Raw genomic sequence first — 18,133 nt, 5'->3', positions numbered from 1 at the left:
CGCGGCACTACACGCCGCGCAGCAGCGGCGGCAGCGACGTCGCGATCAGCCCGATGCCGATCGCCATCAGCACGCCGAACGCGAGCCGGCGCAGCGCGACCGGCGACAGCGGCGGCGGATAGTGGCGCGCGGCGACCGTCGTCAGCATCACGACCGGTGTCGCGATCGCGGCCAGCAGCCAGATGTCGCGATCGATCTGGCCTTCGCATGCGCTGTACAGCACACGCGTGGCCGAGGTCGTCGTGAACAGCACGATCAGCGCGCAGCGGATCTGCACGAGCGTCAACGGCTGGCGGTAGAACTGGAAGATCAGCGGCGGCCCCGACACGCCGAACATGCCGCTCAGCAGCCCGCCGAACAGGCCGCTGACGAAGAAGCTGCGGTTGTCCGAGCGCGCCGTGAGCGGCGTCGGGCGCAGCGCCGCGCTCAGGCCGCCGTACAGCACGACCGCGCCGAGGATCAGTTGCAGCAGGTCGGCCGCCGAGCGGCTCAGGCATTCGAGCAGCAGCACGCCCGCGACCACCGACGGCAGGATGCCGAGCGTCGCCGCGCCGACCGCGCGCCAGTCGATGTGATGCAGCCGGCCGGGCAGCGCGGCCGCGCCGTTCGCGAGCGACACGACGCTCATCAGCGTGGCGACGGTGGCGAGCGGCGCCAGCCCGAAGCCGCTCGTCGCGCCCATCACGATCATCCCGAGCCCGAAGCCGGTGACGGTCTGGAAATAGCTGCCGGCGCCGATCACCGCGATCAGGATCGCCAGTTTGTCGGCCGTCATGCGGGCGCGGCCTCGCCGGTCGCGGCGCGTTGCGCGGCCGCCTGCGCCTGCACGGTGGTTGCCGCGATCACGCGATACACGTCGTCGGCGCTGCAGCCGCGCGACAGGTCGTTCGCGGGCCGGCGCAGCCCCTGCAGCAGCGGGCCGACGGCCTTCGCGCGGCCGATCCGTTCGGCGAGCTTGTAGCCGATGTTGCCGGCCTCGAGGCTCGGGAACACGAGCACGTTCGCATGGCCGCCCACCTGCGAATGCGCGATCTTGCGCTCGGCGATCTCCGCGACGATCGCCGCGTCGAGCTGCACGTCGCCGTCGATCGCGAGGGTGGGGCGCAGTTCGCGCACCTGCGCGGTCGCGGCCGTCACCTTGTCGACGGCCGCGTGATGCGCGCTGCCGCTCGTCGAGAACGACAGCATCGCGACGCGCGGTTCCTCGCCGAGCAGCGCTTGTGCGCTGTCGGCGGCGGCCATCGCGATTTCGGCGAGCTGGCCGGCATCCGGATCGACGACGAGCGCGCAGTCGGAGAAGATCAGCCCGCCCTTGATCGTGTGGAACGGTTCGCACAGCATCATCAGGAAGAAGCTCGACACGATCCGGAACGCCGGGTCCACGCCGATCAGCTGGATCGCCGCGCGCACGACGTCGGCCGTCGCATGCACGGCGCCCGCGACCGAGCCGTCCGCGTCGCCGAGCCGCACCATCAGGTTGGCGTACGTCAACGGATCGCGCACCGCGTCGCGTGCTGCGTCGGCGGTCATGCCTTTTTTGGCGCGCAGCGCATGCAGCGCGTCGGCATACGCATCGCGTTGCGGGGCGTCGGCCGGATCGACGAGCGTCATGCCGTCGAGATCGATCGCGTCGCGCGCGGCTGCCGCGTGAACGGCCGCGCGGTTGCCGACGAGCACGATGCGCGCGATGCCGTCGCGCGTCGCGCGTGCGGCGGCGTGCAGCACGCGCGGATCGTCCGCTTCGCACAGCGCGATGCGCATCGGCGCGCGGCGCGCGGATTCGAGGATGCGGTCGAGGGCTTTCATCGTTCGCTCGCTGAGGAATGGAACACGGGAAGGAAAAACGGCCGGATGCGGCGGCCCGCACGGGGCACGGCGTCCGGCCGGGTTCAGGCCGCGCGGCGATGCGCGCGGCCTGACGCGGGTGCGTCAGCGACGCGGGCTCACACGTAGTCCTTGTACTTGTCGAGCATGCGTACCGGCTTCGACAGCGCATCGCGGCGGAACGGATCGCCGAGTTCACGCGTGCACATGATCTCGATGATCGTGGTCTTGCCTTCGTTCATCTGCATGTCGATCGCGCGCTTGAGCGCGGGGCCGACGTCCTCGAGGCGGTCGACCGTGATCCCTTCGGCGCCCATCGCGCGCGCGATCGCCGCGAAGCTCTGGTTGTCGAGTTCGCCCGCGACGAAGCGGCGGTTGTAGAAGTCGACCTGGTTCTTCTTCTCCGCGCCCCACTGGCGGTTGTGGAACACGACGGCGGTGACAGGGATGTTGTGGCGCACGCAGGTCATCGTTTCCATCAGGCTCATGCCCCACGCGCCGTCGCCCGCATACGACACGGCCGGACGATGCGGTGCGGCGACCTTCGCGCCGATGATCGTCGGGAACGCATAACCGCAGTTGCCCCAGCTCATCGCCGCGAAGAAGCTGCGCGGCTTGTTGAAGCGCAGGTAGCTGTTCGCAACCGAGTTGATGTTGCCGATGTCGGTCGACACCATCACGTCCTCGGGCATCGCCTTCTCGAGCTCGCGCAGCACCTGGCGCGGATGCAGGTACTGGCCGCCGCTGAACGGCTTCTCGTGCTTCTGCTCCTCGATCATGTCGAGGCTGTACGCGTCGCGCTCGTGCGTCCAGTCGTCGAGTTCCTTTTCCCACGCGGCCTTTTCGGTCGCGATCTGGTCGGCGCGATCGCCGCGCGAGCCGTCGCACGCGAGCGTGCGGCCTTCGAGGCGTTGCGTGAGCGCGATGGCCGCCGCCTTCGCATCGCCGCAGATGCCCACCGAGATCTTCTTCACGAGGCCGAGCATCTTGTGGTCCGCGTCGATCTGGATGATCTTCGCGTCCTTCGGCCAGTAGTCCATCCCGTGCTGCGGCAGCGTGCCGAACGGCCCGAGACGCGAGCCGAGCGCGATCACGACGTCCGCGCGCGACAGCAGTTTCATCGCGGCCTTCGAGCCCTGGTAACCGAGCGGGCCGCACCACAGCGGATGGTTCGCCGGGAACGAGTCGTTGTGCAGGTAGCTGTTGACGACCGGTGCGCCGAGCCGTTCGGCGAGCGCCTTGCATTCCTCGATCGCATCGGCCATCACGACGCCGCCGCCCGAGATGATCACCGGGAACTTCGCCTGCGCGATCAGCGCGGCCGCATCGTCGAGGCTCTGTTCGCCGCCGGCACCGCGATCGAGCCGGCGCGGTTGCGGAATCTCGACCTTGACCTTGCCGTAGAAGTAGTCGCGCGGGATGTTCAGCTGGGTCGGGCCCATCTCGGCCTGCGCGCGGTCGAAGCAGCGCGCGGTGAATTCGGCCATCCGCGCCGGGTGCGTGACGTGGCCCTGGTACTTCGTGAATTCCTGGAACATCGGCAGCTGGTTCGCTTCCTGGAAACCGCCGAGGCCGATGCCCATCGTGCCGGCTTCCGGCGTGACGATCACGACCGGGCTGTGTGCCCAGTACGCGGCCGCGATCGCCGTCACGCAATTGCTGATGCCGGGGCCGTTCTGGCCGATCACGACGCCGTGGCGGCCCGACACGCGCGCATAACCGTCGGCCATGTGGCCCGCGCCCTGTTCGTGCACGACCGGGATCAGGCGGATGCCGGCGGGCGCGAAGATGTCCATCGCGTCCATGAACGCGGAGCCCATGATGCCGAACATGTCGGTCACGCCGTTGGCCGCGAGGGTCTCGACGAAGGCTTCGGACGGCGTCATGTCCTGCGGACCGCTGGCCGATGCACGCAGGGAAGTGGATTGTTCGCTCATGGGTTGTCTCCGATTGTTCAATTAACGGAACGTCTTGTTCCAGATGCTATTTACCGGGAAAAGCCGGTCAAGTCATTCCATCTGCTGCGGGGAAATGTGGAATGAAATGAATTGATTCGTTTCAAAATGCGCGCGGGTGCGGTGGCCCCGAGTGGTGCGCTCAGGCCGGCTGCTTCGGCCGTTCCTTGCGGAACGCACGCTTGACGGCGATCAGCCCGTCGCGGAATTCGAACAGGTCGCAGCCTTCGGCCTCGATGCGCCAGCCTTCGGCGTGCGTGCCGGTGAACACCCACTCGGACACGCCGCGCTCGCCGGTCACGTAGTGGCGGCCATGGCCCCAGTGCGCGTCGGGGAAGGTCTTGAACACGGCTTCGAACGCGGCGCGCACGGCATCGCGGCCGACGAAGCGCGTGCCGTGGATGTCGGGGCCGCCGGCTGCGTCGAATACGCAGTCCTCGGTCATGAAGCCCATCAGCGCATGCGCGTCATGCCGGTTGAATGCGTCGGAAAACGCCGCGAGCGTGGCGGCCGTGACGGGGGCGGTGAGCGTATCGGACATAACGTGTCTCCTGTCGAATGGTGGGCGGTGCGCAGGGCGCTGGCGCGCATGCGGCACGCGGTATCGACACGTTAGTGAGCGCTCGTTTCTGGCGGTAGCGCCAGTTCGGGGGATTCGGTTGGGCCAGCGGCGGATGCCGGGCACGTTCGAGCGTTCACGGGCCTCCCGACGTGGCGGGACGCACGGCTTGAACCGGTGTCGTGCCGTCTCGCATGACGCGACGGCGAACCAGGTCGGCGAACGTGGCGTGCACGGAAAATGGCGGACGAGGGATTCGGCCGCCGTTGGAGCGGGACCCGCGACGCGGGCAAGCGGGAGGAGGCGGGGGGCACATCGTCGCGCGCGATGTGCCGCCCCCGCCGGTCATGCGGGCATCACGATGCCGTCATGCCGATACCGAACACGTGCATCTTGCCGGCGCTGACCTGCCGCGGCAGCACGATACTCGTCACCACCTTGCCGGGCGGCACCGGAATCTTCTGCGCGAAGATGTAGGTCTTGACGTTGTCCTGCTGGCCGTTGCCGGCATTGCGATAGGCCATCGTGACGGCCACCGTCGAGCGTGGGCTCGCGCTGCCGCCGTTCAGGGTCCAGTCGTCGAAGGCCAGCGTGACGGCCTGACTCGACCCGTCCGCGAAGTTCAGCTGCGCGATCCCGCTGCTCGGGCCGTTGTTGGACGAACCGAGCACCACGACGCCGGTGCCGGCCGATCCCGGCGGCAGCATCACGGTCTGTCCGACGGTCACGGTGTTGTCGAGCGAGAGCGGCCCGCCCGCCACCGTCACGGTGGCGCCGGCCACCGCGAACGGCTTGCCGGGCTGCACGCCCGCCGCGCCGAGCGCATTGACCGAGTAGCTGAACAGGCTGCCGTCGAAGTCCGCGCCCTGGCCGTCGGTATTGGTCGCACCGTCCATGCTGAAGCCACGGTTGTTGTAGCTGTCGGCCGCGTTGAGCGCCACCGGTACGCCGAACGACGGCGGCTGCGCCTGTGCGCCCCATCGGGACGGTGCGCTGCCCATCGCGAAGTGCAGCGTCGCACCATCGGCGATGTCGTCATAGGCGACCCATGCGGCAGGGTGGGCACGACCGTTGATCGACAGTGACTGCACGTAGCTCGAGGCCGGTGCGCCTGCGGCACGGATCCGCCACGTGTGGCCGTTGCCGAGCCGCACGTCGATCTGCGGGAACTGCGGGCTGCCGATCGCCAGGCCCGCGACGCCGGGGATCTGCGGGTACAGGCCCAGCGCGCCCCACACATACCAGCCCGACACGGCGCCGAGGTCGTCGTTGCCCGGCAAGCCGTCGGGGCCGGTGCCGAACGCGCTGGCCATGATCTGCTGTACCACGCGCTGCGTGCCCGACGGTTGCGCGGCCCAGTTGTAAAGCCACGGCACCTCGAAGGTCGGCTCGTTGCCCATGTAGAAATTCGGCAGGCTCAGGCCGGCATTGAGCACCGTGAAGAACTGGTCGAGGCGCGACGTCACGGCCGTGTTGCCGCCGAGCTGCGCGAACAGGCCGGCCGCGTCGTACGGCACCATCCACGTGTACTGTTCGGCATTGCCTTCCACGTAGTTGTCGCCGCTGCCCGGCGTTTCGGGTATCCACGCACCGTTCGATTGCCGCGCCGCGATCAGCGGCGGCGTCAGCGCGGTGTTGAGCAGGTTCTGCCAGTAGGCCGAGCGGCTCAGCAGCATGCGCTGCGTGGCGGTATCGCCGAGTGCGCCGGCAAAGCGCGAGATCGCGAAGTCGCTGCTCGTGTATTCGAGCGTCGACGAAGCCTGCCCCCACTCGCCGCCGGTGATGTAGCCGCCCTGCAGGTAGCTCGCGCGGCCGCCGTTGGTGGTCACGTTGTTGCAGGCGGTGCCGGGGATGTTCGCCATCTTCACCATGTGCTGCAGCGCGGAGCGCGTATCGAAGCGCCGCGCGCCGAATGCGTAGGCGCTCGAAACGATCAGCGAACCGGCATCGCCCGGCATCACGCCGTCCTCGACGTTGTCGTTGACCCAGTGCGGAATCGCGCCGCACTGATCGGCGTCGTTGACCAGCGACTGGATCATGTCGCTGGTTTCGGACGGCGCGAGGATCGACTTGAGCTGGATCAGCGAACGGTAGATGTCCCAGCCCGAGAACGACGAATACTGCGCGTTCTGGCCTTTGGCGAGCTGGTGCACGGTATTGTCGAAGCCGATGTACTGGCCGTTCGCGTCGCTGAAGATGCTGGGCGCCCACAGCGCGTGATAGAGCGCCGTGTAGAACTTCTTCTTCGCGTCCAGCGTCCCGCCCGCCACGCGGATCGCGTTGAGGCGCTCGTTCCAGATTCTGTCTGCCTGCGTGCGCACGCCCTCGAAGTCCCAGCCGCGATTTTCCGCGTCGAGGTTGGCCTTTGCATTGGCGGCGCTGACGTACGAAATGCCGATCTTCATCCTGACCGCCTGGCCGGGACGGAAGCCGAGCTGCGCCACGCCGTGCGAGATCGACGCCGACGTGAACGCCTGGTCGAACGCGGCATAGAAGTAGACGGGTACCGGCACCGAGTTGCCGCAGAAGCCGCCGCCGATCGTGCTGCCCGAGATGGCGCTGTCGGAAACCTGCGTAATCGCGCCGGTGGTCGAGGTCTTCGTATTGGTGCGCGTCGCGTCGAGTACCAGCAGCGCGGGTTTGCCGGCCGGGTAGGTGAACCTGCCGAAGCCGGTGCGCAGGGTGGCGGTCAGTTCCACCTTGATCTGCGAATCGAGCACGACCGAGTAGTAGCCGGGCCGGGCCGTTTCATTCGCATGACTGAATGTTGGAACGAGCTGGGCCGCGTCGGTGGTCGGCATGACCGGGAATTCGCCGTTGTTGCCGCTGCAGCCGGCGCCCGGCATGTGCGTGACGCTGAAACCCTGGATCGAATGGAGGTCGTAGTAATAGCCGGCCGGCGAGTTCGGTTCCTTGCTGTCGTTCGGCGCCGGCGTGGTGTTGGTGTCGGGCGCCCATTGCACCATGCCCGACGGCAGCCCGGCGGCCGGCACGACGCTGCCGGCCTGTCCCGCCGGCACCGGGTTCGGCGAATTGCTCGCGAGCGTGCCGATCAGCGGGTCGACATACTGCGTCAACGACAGGCTGCGGTTGTCGTCGAGGTTGGTCGTGTCGGCCGCACCGGCCGACGATTCCGCCGGGTGTGCTGCCAGTATCGACGCCGCTGTTCCGTCGCTGCCGTCACCGCCTCCGCACCCGCTCAATGCGCACGCCGCGGCCAGCAACGCCGCGAGCGTCGTGAATCGACTCATGATCGTCCCCTCCAGTCGGAGATGCCTTTTTGCCTTGACGATCCCGACGATCGAATCCCGGGATCGCTGTGGGTTGTTGCTGTCGTGTTGCGTCGTAACACTAGGATTCGTATGAATTCGCTGTCAATCCGAATAACGGATTTGTAATGTTTTTATTAGATTTACTAAACGAGTGGAAACGATGCGCAGGCGGTGGCGCGGTATCGGCGGGTGCAACGGATTCAGTGAGTACGTGGCGAATGCAGGGTTCTACGACAAGGCGAGATACAACGTGCCGATCGGGGGCCGCGCACGTTGCGTGCGCACGTGAACGCGACCTCTACCCGAAAGGCAGCCTGCTGCCGGCAGCGCAACCCGATCGATCGTTACGATCGGCACCTGCGCGCGTCGCACGGGAGCGACGCGCGCGAAACCGGCGACATGCTTGCCGCGCAACGAAAGTCGGGATCGTTTCCGGATGCGTGATTGTGCACGATGGGCGAGGGCGGTCACGCAATCGGTGGCGCGACGCCCTTCCGCATCCGGTCAGGCGCCCGGCTTCTGCGCCCGCACGCACTGCGCCAGCGCCCGCACGCCCGGCTCGATCCGCTCGAGCGGAATCGCGGAGAACCCCATCCGGAAGCAGCGTCGCGCGTCGCCCGTATCGTCCATGAAGAACACGTTCCCCGGCTCGATGAGGATGCCGGCCGCCTGCGCGTCGGTCGCGAGGCGCGTGGCATCGAGCCACGGCGGCCCCTCGACCCAGCACGACGCACCGCCCGTCACACGCACATGACGCGCTTCCGGCAGATGCGCGTCGAGCGCGGCCATCAGTGCCTGCGAGCGCTCGCTGTACGCATGCGCGAGCCGGCGCAGCAGCGCGTCGTGATGACCGAGCGCGAGAAAGGTTGCGAACGCACGCTGGATATACGCGACCGGATGGCGCACCATCAGCCGCCGCAGCGCGCGCAACTCGCGGATCAGCTCGCGCGGCCCGACCACGTAGCCGAGCCGCAGCCCCGGCGCGAACGTCTTCGACAGGCTGCCGACGTAGATCACGCGGTCGGCCGTGTCGAGGCTCTTCAGTGCCGGATGCGGCGTGCCGGAGAACGTGTTCTCGCTCTCGTAGTCGTCCTCGATGATCACGAAATCGTGCTGCCGCGCGCAGTCGAGCAGCGCGCGGCGGCGTTCGACCGGCATCGTCGCGGTGGTCGGGCACTGGTGGCTCGGCGTCACGTACACGTAGTCGCAGCGCGCCAGCGTATCGGCGAGCGCATCGGGCGCGATCCCGTGGCCGTCGACGGGCAGCGGCAGCAGCCGCGCGTTGCGGTTCTCGAAGATGTTGCGCGCGTCGGGATAGCCGGGATTCTCGAAGCCGACCGTCGTGTGCTTGCCGCACAGCAGGTCCGCGATCAGGTACAGCGCCTGCTGGCAGCCGTTCGTGACGACGATCTCGTCGGGCATCGCGAACACGCCGCGCCGCGGCAGCACGCGCGTGCGGATCTGCTGGATCAGCGATTCGTCGTCGCGCTCGATCAGGTCGGGCGCCCAGTTGCGGATCTCCATCACCGACAGCGCCTTCAGGCAGCATTCGCGCCAGTCGTTGGTCGGAAACAGCGACTGGTCGAATTGCCCGTAGATGAACGGAAATTCGTAGTGCTGCCAGTTCGCGGGCTTCACGATGTTGCGCTGCCTCGACGGCGGATGCGCGATGCGCTTTTCCCACGCAGGGCGGCCCGGCGTGTCGTCGTCGCCGTCCGGTTTCTCGCCGGGCTTGGCCGCCGCGAAGCCGGGCACGCCCTCGAGCATCTTCGGGTTCACGAAGTGCCCGCTGCGTTCGCGCGAGATCAGGTAGCCCTCCTCGACGAGCATCTGGTACGCGAGCACGACGGTGTTGCGCGCGACGCCGAGCTGGTCGGCGAGCTCGCGGCTCGACGGCAGCGCGGCATCGGGGGCGAGCTGGCCGTCGAGGATCGCGGCCACGAGCATCCGCCGGATCTGGTCCTGCAGGCTCGACGCCGACGACCGCCGGAACTGCTGGGCCCATAGGGCGGTCGGGGTACGACTCGGCATGCTTCCTCCTGTGATCGGTACGGGAAACGCGAGGCGGTGCGCGCCGGGGTGCGCGCGGCCCGCGAGAGGCGCGGTTTCGCGAGAATACGCGCGTCGCGCCGCGGATGTGGACTCAATGAAAGGTGTCGTCTGGCACTACTGCGCGCCGACGTGGCAAGACGATACTCAACTCGTCGCCCCTGGACGATCCGGATAACTCCCCGGTACGCGGGCGCGGGAGGGCGTGCGCGCATCGCGTTCGCCCGCATCGTGATGCGAAGGGAGGAGGCCATGCACGTCGTCGTGTTCAGGGATCGCTGCGAGCGCGTGATCCGCATCGTGTTCGACGACACACGCGCGACGGCGGTCGCGTATCGCGACGACGAGGCGATCGGCGAACTCGGCATCGACGACGGCGGCGGCGGTGCCGCGCGATCGCCGTCGCTTGCGCGGCTGTACGTGGAACCCGCCTATCGACGCAGCGGCATCGCGCACACGCTGCTGGCGTGTGCATCGCGCGAATTCGGACGGCCGATCCGCATCGACACCGGCGCGCGCGAGTGGCCCGATTCGCCGGCATGGGCGACGTTGTGCCGCTGCCTCGAATACGAAGGGCTGGTCGTGGTGCAGTAGGGCGCGCCGCGACACCCGGTAGCGTGGCCACGATCACGCATCACGACAACGGAGACGACATGAGCACGGTCCTGAAGCCGATTCCCGCATCCGACGTGCGGCACGAAGCGTTGCGCATCGACGGGCAGCGCGTGTGGCGCGACGCGGTGATCGAAGTGCGCAACCCGTACGACGGCGCACTGGTCGGCACCGTGCCGAAGGCGACGCTCGACGACGTGCGGCGCGCGTTCGCGGCCGCGCGTGCATACCGGCCGGCGCTCACGCGCCACGATCGCGCGGCGATCCTGCGCCGCGCGGCCGACATCGTGCGTGCGCGCACGGCGGAGATCGCGGCGCTGATCACGGCCGAGGCCGGGTTGTGCATCAAGGATTCGACATACGAGGCGGGCCGCGTGGCCGACGTGCTGACGTTCGGTGCCGGCGAAGTGCTGAAGGACGACGGGCAGATCTTCTCGTGCGACCTGACCCCGCACGGCAAGAAGCGCCGCGTGTACACGCAGCGCGATCCGCTGCTCGGCGTGATTTCGGCGATCACGCCGTTCAACCACCCGATGAACCAGGTCGCGCACAAGATCGTGCCGTCGATCGCGACCAACAACCGGATCGTCGTGAAGCCGTCCGAGAAGGTGCCGCTGTCGTGCTACCTGTTCGCGGACATCCTGTACGAAGCGGGCCTGCCGCCGCAGATGCTGCAGGTGCTCACCGGCGACCCGAAGGAGATCGCCGACGAGCTGATCACGAACCCGGCGATCGACCTCATCACGTTCACGGGCGGCGTATCGATCGGCAAATCGATCGCGGCGCGGATGGGCTACCGGCGCGCGGTGCTCGAACTCGGCGGCAACGATCCGATCATCGTGATGGAAGACGCCGATCTCGACGAAGCGAGCACGCTCGCGGTGTCGGGTTCGTACAGGAACTCGGGGCAGCGCTGCACCGCGATCAAGCGGATGCTCGTGCACGAGTCGGTGGCCGATCGCTTCACCGGGCTGGTCGTCGAAAAAACGCGCGCGTGGTCGTACGGCAATCCGGCCGATCCGTCGGTGGACATGGGCACGGTGATCGACGAAGCGGCCGCGAAGTTCTGCGAGCGGCAGGTGAACGACGCGATCGCGCGCGGGGCGCGGCTGCTGGTCGGCAACGTGCGCGACGGCGCGCTGTATTCGCCGACGGTGATCGATCGCGTGACGCCCGACATGCCGCTCGTGAAATACGAAACCTTCGGGCCCGTGTCGCCGATCATGCGTTTCCGCGACATCGACGAAGCGATCCGGATGTCGAACAGCACCGACTATGCGCTGTCGTCGTCGGTGTGCACGAACCGCTTCGATCACATCACGCGCTTCATCACCGAGCTGGAAGTCGGCAGCGTGAACGTGCGCGAAGTGCCGGGCTACCGGCTCGAGCTGACGCCGTTCGGCGGCGTGAAGGATTCGGGGCTGGGATACAAGGAAGGCGTGCAGGAAGCGATGAAGAGCTTCACGAACGTGAAGACGTATTCGCTGCCGTGGTGAGCGCGGCGAGGAGCGGCGTACCACGCCCTCCCGCCGCCGACCGCGTTACTGATAGAAGTTGAGCGTGACCATCGCCGAACGGCCCGGCGCCCAGGTCGCGTAGATCGGGTACGCGCTCGCGTAATACTTCTTGTCGAACAGGTTCTGCACGTTCAGCTGGACGTCCATCGTCTTGTTCACGCGCCAGGTGGCGGCCGCGTCGAAGCGCGCGTAGCCGGGCGTCCATTTCTTCGTCGTCGCGGACACCGACGCATAGGTCTGGCTCATCACCGTCGCACCGGCGCCGAGCGTGAGCTTCGGCATCACGTCGTAGCTCGTCCACAGCGTGAAGTTGTGCTTCGGCACCATCACCATCGGCAGGCCCGATGCGCCCGGGCTGCCGGGACCCGCGTCGGTCGTGATCGCGTTCAGGTACGAGTAGCCGCCGAACACGTGCCACTTCGGCGTCATGTTGCCCGCGAAGCCGAATTCGAAACCGCGCACGCGCTGCCTGCCCGCGTTGACCGTGTGACCGAGGCCGTCGCTCACGCGCGCGTTGGTCTTCTCGGTCTGGAACAGCGCCGACGTCAGCGACAGTTGATCCCGCAGCACGTCCCATTTCGCGCCGATCTCGATGTTGCGCGAGCGCTCCGGCGCGAGGTCCTGGTTCGTCGCGGTGATCTGGTCGGTGCCGCCGCCGAGGCCGCCGTTCGACCCCGGCGGGTTCGACGACGTGCCGTACGACGCATACAGGCTCACGTTGTTCACCGGCTTGAACACGAGGCCGAACTGGTAGCTGAACAGGTTCGACGTGTTCGACAGGTCGACGACGCCGGCCTGCTTGCCGGTCGTGTCGTAGCGGTCGAAGCGCAGCCCCGTGTTGAACTGCCAGCGCTCGGACAGCTTCACGGTATCGAAGATGTACGCCGACACGGTGTCGGTGCGCGTGTTCGTCGTCGCGCCGGGGAAGCCCTTGTCGCCGTTCAGCACGATGCTGCCGGTCCACGGCATGTTCGGGTTCCAGCCGCCCGCGAGCGGCGTGCAGTTGCCGGCCACCGAGCACGGGCCGCCCGAGCGGATGTTGTGGCCGGCCGAATCCGACACGAGGTAGCCCTCGTAGCGCGCCTGTTCGTGGCTGAACTCGACGCCGGCCGTCATCGTGTGCTTCATGCCGAACAGGCTCGCGCTGCCGGTCACCTCGGTCTGGTTCGAGAAGCCGTTGAGCGCGTACTTGCCGCTCTTCGCCTGCAGGCTCAGCATGTTCGGGTTCGACGCGAGGATCTGCGGGTTCGTCGCGACGTAATCGAGCGTCGAGCGGCCGAACATCGTCGTGTTCTTCAGCTTCCAGTCGTCGTTGAGCTTGTGCTCGACGCGCACTTCGGCGGTGTCGGTCTGCCCGTAGCGGTAGTCGCGCGTGTTCAACCCGAAGAACTGTCCGCGATCGGTCGGCACCGGCGTGCCGCCCGACGCGCGGAACGGCACGCTGAAGTCCGGCATGTCGTACGAGTTCATGTGGTAGTAGCTGACCGTGACCGTGGTCGGCGTATTCAGCCCGAACACGATCGACGGCGCGACACCCCAGCGCTTGTTGTACACGTCGTTGCGGCCGGCCTGGTTCGCGTCGTGACCCATCACGTTCAGGCGCACGGCCGTCGTGTCGTTGATCTTGCGGTTCGCGTCGACCGTCGCGCGCTTGTAGCCGTCGGTGCCGAAGCCGATGCTGCTGTTGATGAAATCGTCGTTCTTCGGCGTCTTCGTGACGATGTCGATGCTGCCGCCCACCGAGCCGCGGCCCGCATAGACCGAATCGGGGCCCTTGATCACGCTGATCTGCTCGACCGCGAACGTTTCGCGGTTCTGCAGCCCCGAGTCGCGCATCCCGTCGACGAAGATCGAGTTGCGCGATTCGAAGCCGCGGATCACCGGGCGGTCGGCCGACGGGTTCGCGGCCGCATCGCCGCCGAGGAACGTGATGCCCGGTACCGAGCGCAGCGCGTCCGCGAACGACGTGACGTTCTTTTCCTTGATCAGTTGCTCGGGGATCACCGTGACCGAGCGCGGCGTATCGAGCAGCGGCGCGGTGAACTTGTACGACGGCGATTGCTTCACCTGCATGTCCGACGGCGCGGACGACTGGATCGTGATCGTCGGCAGCGTCGCCTGCACGTCGGCGGACGGGGCCGGCCGGTCGGCGGCGGGGGGCGGTGCCGTTTCGGCGGAGGCGAGCAGCGGGGTCAGGAAAACGGAGCAGGTCAGCGCCGACACGAGGGCGCGAGGCCTCGTCTTGAACTGGGCGGGCATATCGAGAGGCAGCAGAAGATTCGGTGAGCAGGCGCGTCTTCTCGATGCAGGCCGGGCAGGGCGGAACATCGGAAAACGTCAATGTAAATGCGTATGATTCGCGTTTGCGGTCGCAATTCTACGGATTGGTACTAATTCTGTAAACGATTGAATGGTTTTTGTACTAATTCGGTCGGGTCTTCGTGGGGGCGCGATCGCCTTTGCGTCATATGCAACACCGCTTTCCATGGCCGGGCCGGCGCGTGGCGCGGCGACTCGCTACACTGCCGTACCGGTTGGAAGGGCCCCGGCAAGCAGGCCCCGAGCATGGAGACAACATAAGATGGACACCCAACGCGCAGCAGTCGTCACGTACCGCGGCAAGGCGATCGAGAACACGCACGTCGCCGATGTGGCGGTGGTCGATGCACGCGGCAGGCTGCTGGCCCGGTTCGGCAATCCGTTCCGGATGACGCTCGCGCGATCGGCGGCGAAGCCGGCCCAGGCGCTGTCGGTGATCGAGACGGGCGCGCCCGAGCGCTTCGGCTTCGACGATGCGGACATCGCGCTGATGTGCGCGTCGCACAGCAGCGAGGACCGGCATATCGAACGCACGCGCGCGATGCTCGCAAAAGTCGCCGCGCACGAATCGGACCTGCGTTGCGGCGGTCATCCGCCGTTGTCCGACGCGGTGTACCGCGCGTGGATCAAGCGCGACTACACGCCGACCGGCGTATGCAGCAACTGTTCGGGCAAGCATGTCGGGATGCTGGCCGGCGCGCAGGCGATCGGCGCCGCGATCGCCGATTACCATCTGCCCGAGCATCCGATGCAGGTGCGCGTGAAACAGGTGATGGCCGATGCGTGCGGGCTGCGCGAGGACGAAGTGGGCTGGGCGATCGACGGGTGCAACCTGCCGACGCCGGCGTTTCCGCTGGACCGGCTGGCGCGCCTGTACGCATCGCTGGCCGACGGGGCGGATACGGTGGAGGCGGGCGGTGACGCAATCAGCGATCGCGTGCGCGCGCTGGCGCGCATTCATCGTGCGATGACCGCGTATCCGGAACTGGTGGCCGGCGACGGGCGCTATTGCACGGTGCTGATGAAAGCGTTCGACGGGCAGGTGGTCGGCAAGCTCGGCGCCGATGCGTGCTACGGGATCGGCGTGCGTGCGTCGGCGCGCACGCGGCAGCTGGGCGCCGATGGCGCGCTCGGCATCTCGGTGAAGATCGAGGACGGCAATCTCGACGTGCTCTACATGGTCGTCAGCGAACTCCTCGAGCGGCTGCAGATCGGCACGGCCGGGCAGCGCGCGCAACTGGCCGCTTTCCATCGGCCGCCGATGCGCAACACGCAGGGCGTCGAGATCGGGCACGCCACGTTCCCGTTCGAATTGCAGCCGGCCTGACCGGCGCGGATGCGCCGCTGCCGACGCCCGCGCTGCGGGCCGAGCGCGGCGGCGGGCACATGCCTGCCGGCCGGCGCGGGCGTGAACGCAGGCGCGGGCGCTACGTGCGTGCGCCGCGAATCTTCCCCAGCTCCAGCGCCGACAGCTCGCCGATGTGCGCGAGGTGTTCCGCGAGAAAGTCCTTCAGGACGCGCAGCTTCGCCGAGCTGCGCCGGTTCGCCAGATACGCGATGTAGATGTATTCGCCCGTCAGCCGGTTCAGCAGCCGGTAGCGCGGCAGCACGGCTTCGAGCCGCCCGCTCGCGAGCAGGTCGCGCACCAGCCAGATCTCGAACTCTGCGATGCCGAGCCCCGCGCAGGTCGCTTCGAGCAGCAGCTCCGAATGGTCGGTGACGAGGTTGCCGGCCGGCAGCAGGCTGTGATGCGCGTCGCCGTTCACGAGCTCCCAGCGCGGATCGCCTTCGGGGTGCACGTAGCGCAGGCAGTTGTGTTGCTTGAGGTCGTCCGGCGTGGACGGGCGCCCGCAGCGGTCGAGATAGCCGGGCGTTGCGCACAGGATGCTGTCGTTGCGCGACAGGCGGTGGACGACGAGGTTGTCCAGGTAGTTCTCGCCTTCGTGAATGTCGAGGTCGAAGCCGCCGGCCACGAGGTCGTTGTGGTTGTCGGTGAGCCGCACGTCGAGCTGGATCGTCGGGTAGCGCGCGAGAAACGGCGCGACCAGCGGGGCGAGATGGCGGCGGCCGAACGCAACCGGCGCGGTGAGCTTCAGCGGGCCGCTCGGCTGCGCATTCAGCTCGGCGACGACACGCAGCGTGTCGTCGAGATCGGCGATCAGCGTGACGGCGCGTTCCAGGTAGATGTGGCCGGCCTCGGTCAGCGTGACGCTGTGCGTTGAGCGGTGCAGCAGCGCGACGCCGAGTGCCTCCTCGATCGCCGTGACCTTGCGTGCGACCGTCGACGTCGACACGTGCATCTCCTTCGCGACCGCCGAAAAACTCCCTGTTTCGACCACTCTCACGAACGCGCGCATCGCGCCCATGTGATCGATGCCGGTTTCTCTCGCGCCTTTTTTCATTCGATTCTCGCTGTTGCGTCCCACGCAATACCGCTTTCGATAATACATAAGCGAGCTTGTTTTTGCAAAGGCATAGAATGCGAACCCGTCGCGTCGGGAAGCGGCGAACGGCGAGCGGTACGAGACATCCAGGAGGGCACGATGACAGAAAACGGCTTCCGCGTCGAAGCGGATCTTTTAGGCAAACGAAGTATTCCGGACGACGCGTATTACGGCGTCCATACGCTGCGCGCGAAAGAGAACTTCGACATTTCGGGCCGCACCATCGCGTCGCTGCCGTACCTCGTGATGGCGCTCGCCGCCGTGAAGGAGGCCGCGGCCGACGCGAACTGCGAGCTCGGGCTGCTGCCGCGACCGTACCGCGATGCGATCGCCGCCGCGTGCGTCGAGATTCGCGAAGGGCGCCTGCACGACCAGTTCGTCGTCGACGTGATCCAGGGCGGGGCCGGCACGTCGACCAACATGAACGCGAACGAGGTGATCTGCAACCGCGCGCTCGAACTCATGGGGCACGCGCGCGGGCAGTACGAATACCTGCATCCGAACGAACACGTCAATCTCGCGCAGAGCACCAACGACGTCTATCCGACCGCGATCCGCGTCGCGACCTGCTTCGCGCTCGAGCACCTGCTCGAAGCGATGGCGCGCCTGCGCGATGCGTTCGCGGAGCGGGCCGACGCGTTCGCCGGCCTGCTGAAGCTCGGCCGCACGCAATTGCAGGACGCGGTGCCGATGACGCTCGGCCAGGAATTCTCGACCTACGCGGTGATGCTGACGGAAGACATTGCACGCCTGCAGGAAGCCGGTTGGCTGATTCGCGAGATCAACCTCGGCGCGACCGCGATCGGCACGGGCATCACCGCGCATCCGCAATACGCGGAGAAGGCGCTGGCGGCGCTGCGGCGCATTACCGGGCTCGACCTGAGCACCGCGCCGAACCTGATCGAGGCGACCCAGGATTGCGGCGCGTTCGTGCAGGTCTCGGGCGTGCTCAAGCGGATCGCCGTGAAGCTGTCGAAGATCTGCAACGACCTGCGGCTGCTGTCGAGCGGCCCGCGCGCGGGGTTCGGCGAGATCAACCTGCCGCCGGTACAGGCCGGCTCGTCGATCATGCCCGGCAAGGTGAATCCGGTGATCCCGGAAGTCGTCAACCAGGTCGCGTTCGAGGTGTTCGGCAACGACTTGACCGTGACCTTCGCCGCCGAGGCCGGGCAGCTTCAGCTCAACGCGTTCGAGCCGGTGATCGCCAGCGCGCTGTTCCGCAGCTTCAGCCACCTGACGGCCGCCTGCACGACGCTGGCGCAGCGTTGCGTGAGCGGGATCACCGCGAACCCCGAGCGGCTGCGCGAAACGATGGAGCGCTCGGTCGCGCTCGCGACCGCGCTGAATCCGTACATCGGCTACAAGCGTGCGACCGCCGTGGCGGCCGAAGCGCACGCGACCGGCAAGTCGATTCGCGAGGTCGTTCTCGAACGCCAGTGGATGACCGATGCGCAGGTCGACGAAGCGCTTCAGCCCGAAGCGCTGATCCGGCCGCGCGTGCTTTGACGCCGGCTGAAGGCCGCCGGCGCGCGCGTTGAGCGCCCGGCGGGCCGTCATTTCATCAGCGCCCCCGCGCGGGGCG

General features: G+C 67.5%; 12 protein-coding genes. 4 read left to right on the top strand and 8 right to left on the bottom strand.

Annotated elements, in window-relative coordinates; translation table 11 throughout:
* Positions 1-7 precede the first annotated feature (7 nt).
* The 6 genes from APZ15_RS18830 to pdxR form a co-directional block, all read right to left on the bottom strand.
* A complete protein-coding gene (locus APZ15_RS18830; RefSeq protein ID WP_027791255.1) occupies positions 8-775 on the bottom strand; it encodes a sulfite exporter TauE/SafE family protein in 768 nt (255 codons plus the stop codon).
* A complete protein-coding gene (gene pta / locus APZ15_RS18825) occupies positions 772-1,806 on the bottom strand; it encodes a phosphate acetyltransferase (RefSeq protein WP_027791256.1) in 1,035 nt (344 codons plus the stop codon). The genes APZ15_RS18830 and pta overlap by 4 nt, the downstream gene beginning before the upstream one ends.
* Before the next feature lie 137 nt (positions 1,807-1,943).
* Positions 1,944-3,761 carry a sulfoacetaldehyde acetyltransferase gene (gene xsc, locus APZ15_RS18820; protein WP_021157638.1) on the bottom strand — a complete coding sequence of 606 codons (1,818 nt, stop codon included), beginning with the start codon at positions 3,759-3,761 and terminating at the stop codon, positions 1,944-1,946.
* 160 nt (positions 3,762-3,921) lie between these two features.
* Entirely contained in the window at positions 3,922-4,320 is a 399-nt protein-coding gene (locus APZ15_RS18815; RefSeq protein WP_027791257.1) for a nuclear transport factor 2 family protein, read from the bottom strand.
* Positions 4,321-4,694: 374 nt separating this feature from the next.
* Positions 4,695-7,589, bottom strand: coding sequence for a GH92 family glycosyl hydrolase (locus APZ15_RS18810; RefSeq protein WP_088611386.1), 2,895 nt, complete (start codon positions 7,587-7,589; stop codon positions 4,695-4,697).
* A gap of 525 nt (positions 7,590-8,114) precedes the next feature.
* Entirely contained in the window at positions 8,115-9,641 is a 1,527-nt protein-coding gene (gene pdxR, locus APZ15_RS18805; protein WP_027791259.1) for a MocR-like pyridoxine biosynthesis transcription factor PdxR, read from the bottom strand.
* A 270-nt stretch (positions 9,642-9,911) separates the two neighbouring features.
* Here pdxR and APZ15_RS18800 point away from each other — a divergent pair, with 270 nt between their 5' ends.
* Both APZ15_RS18800 and phnY read left to right on the top strand, forming a co-directional pair.
* The gene (locus APZ15_RS18800) at positions 9,912-10,253 is read left to right on the top strand and encodes a GNAT family N-acetyltransferase (protein WP_027791260.1); all 342 of its coding nucleotides are present in this window, start codon (positions 9,912-9,914) and stop codon (positions 10,251-10,253) included.
* 59 nt (positions 10,254-10,312) lie between these two features.
* The gene (phnY, locus tag APZ15_RS18795; protein ID WP_057056469.1) at positions 10,313-11,767 is read left to right on the top strand and encodes a phosphonoacetaldehyde dehydrogenase; all 1,455 of its coding nucleotides are present in this window, start codon (positions 10,313-10,315) and stop codon (positions 11,765-11,767) included.
* 45 nt (positions 11,768-11,812) lie between these two features.
* On the opposite strand, the gene APZ15_RS18790 is transcribed toward phnY, so the two are convergent.
* Entirely contained in the window at positions 11,813-14,047 is a 2,235-nt protein-coding gene (locus APZ15_RS18790; protein ID WP_027791262.1) for a TonB-dependent receptor, read from the bottom strand.
* A 322-nt stretch (positions 14,048-14,369) separates the two neighbouring features.
* Between APZ15_RS18790 and APZ15_RS18785 the strand changes: the two genes are divergently transcribed.
* Positions 14,370-15,434, top strand: coding sequence for an asparaginase (locus APZ15_RS18785; RefSeq protein WP_027791263.1), 1,065 nt, complete (start codon positions 14,370-14,372; stop codon positions 15,432-15,434).
* 100 nt (positions 15,435-15,534) lie between these two features.
* Here APZ15_RS18785 and APZ15_RS18780 read toward each other — a convergent pair whose 3' ends face one another.
* On the bottom strand, positions 15,535-16,509 hold the full coding sequence (locus APZ15_RS18780; RefSeq protein ID WP_027791264.1) for a LysR family transcriptional regulator: 975 nt from the start codon (positions 16,507-16,509) through the stop codon (positions 15,535-15,537).
* A 141-nt stretch (positions 16,510-16,650) separates the two neighbouring features.
* Between APZ15_RS18780 and APZ15_RS18775 the strand changes: the two genes are divergently transcribed.
* The gene (locus tag APZ15_RS18775) at positions 16,651-18,057 is read left to right on the top strand and encodes an aspartate ammonia-lyase (protein WP_027791265.1); all 1,407 of its coding nucleotides are present in this window, start codon (positions 16,651-16,653) and stop codon (positions 18,055-18,057) included.
* Positions 18,058-18,133: the final 76 nt, after the last annotated feature.

It is taken from the genome of Burkholderia cepacia ATCC 25416 (assembly GCF_001411495.1).
Taxonomy (GTDB): Bacteria; Pseudomonadota; Gammaproteobacteria; order Burkholderiales; family Burkholderiaceae; genus Burkholderia; species Burkholderia cepacia.
The sequence above is the reverse complement of the archived record's forward strand: the minus strand, read 5'-3'. Positions and strand labels throughout refer to the sequence as shown.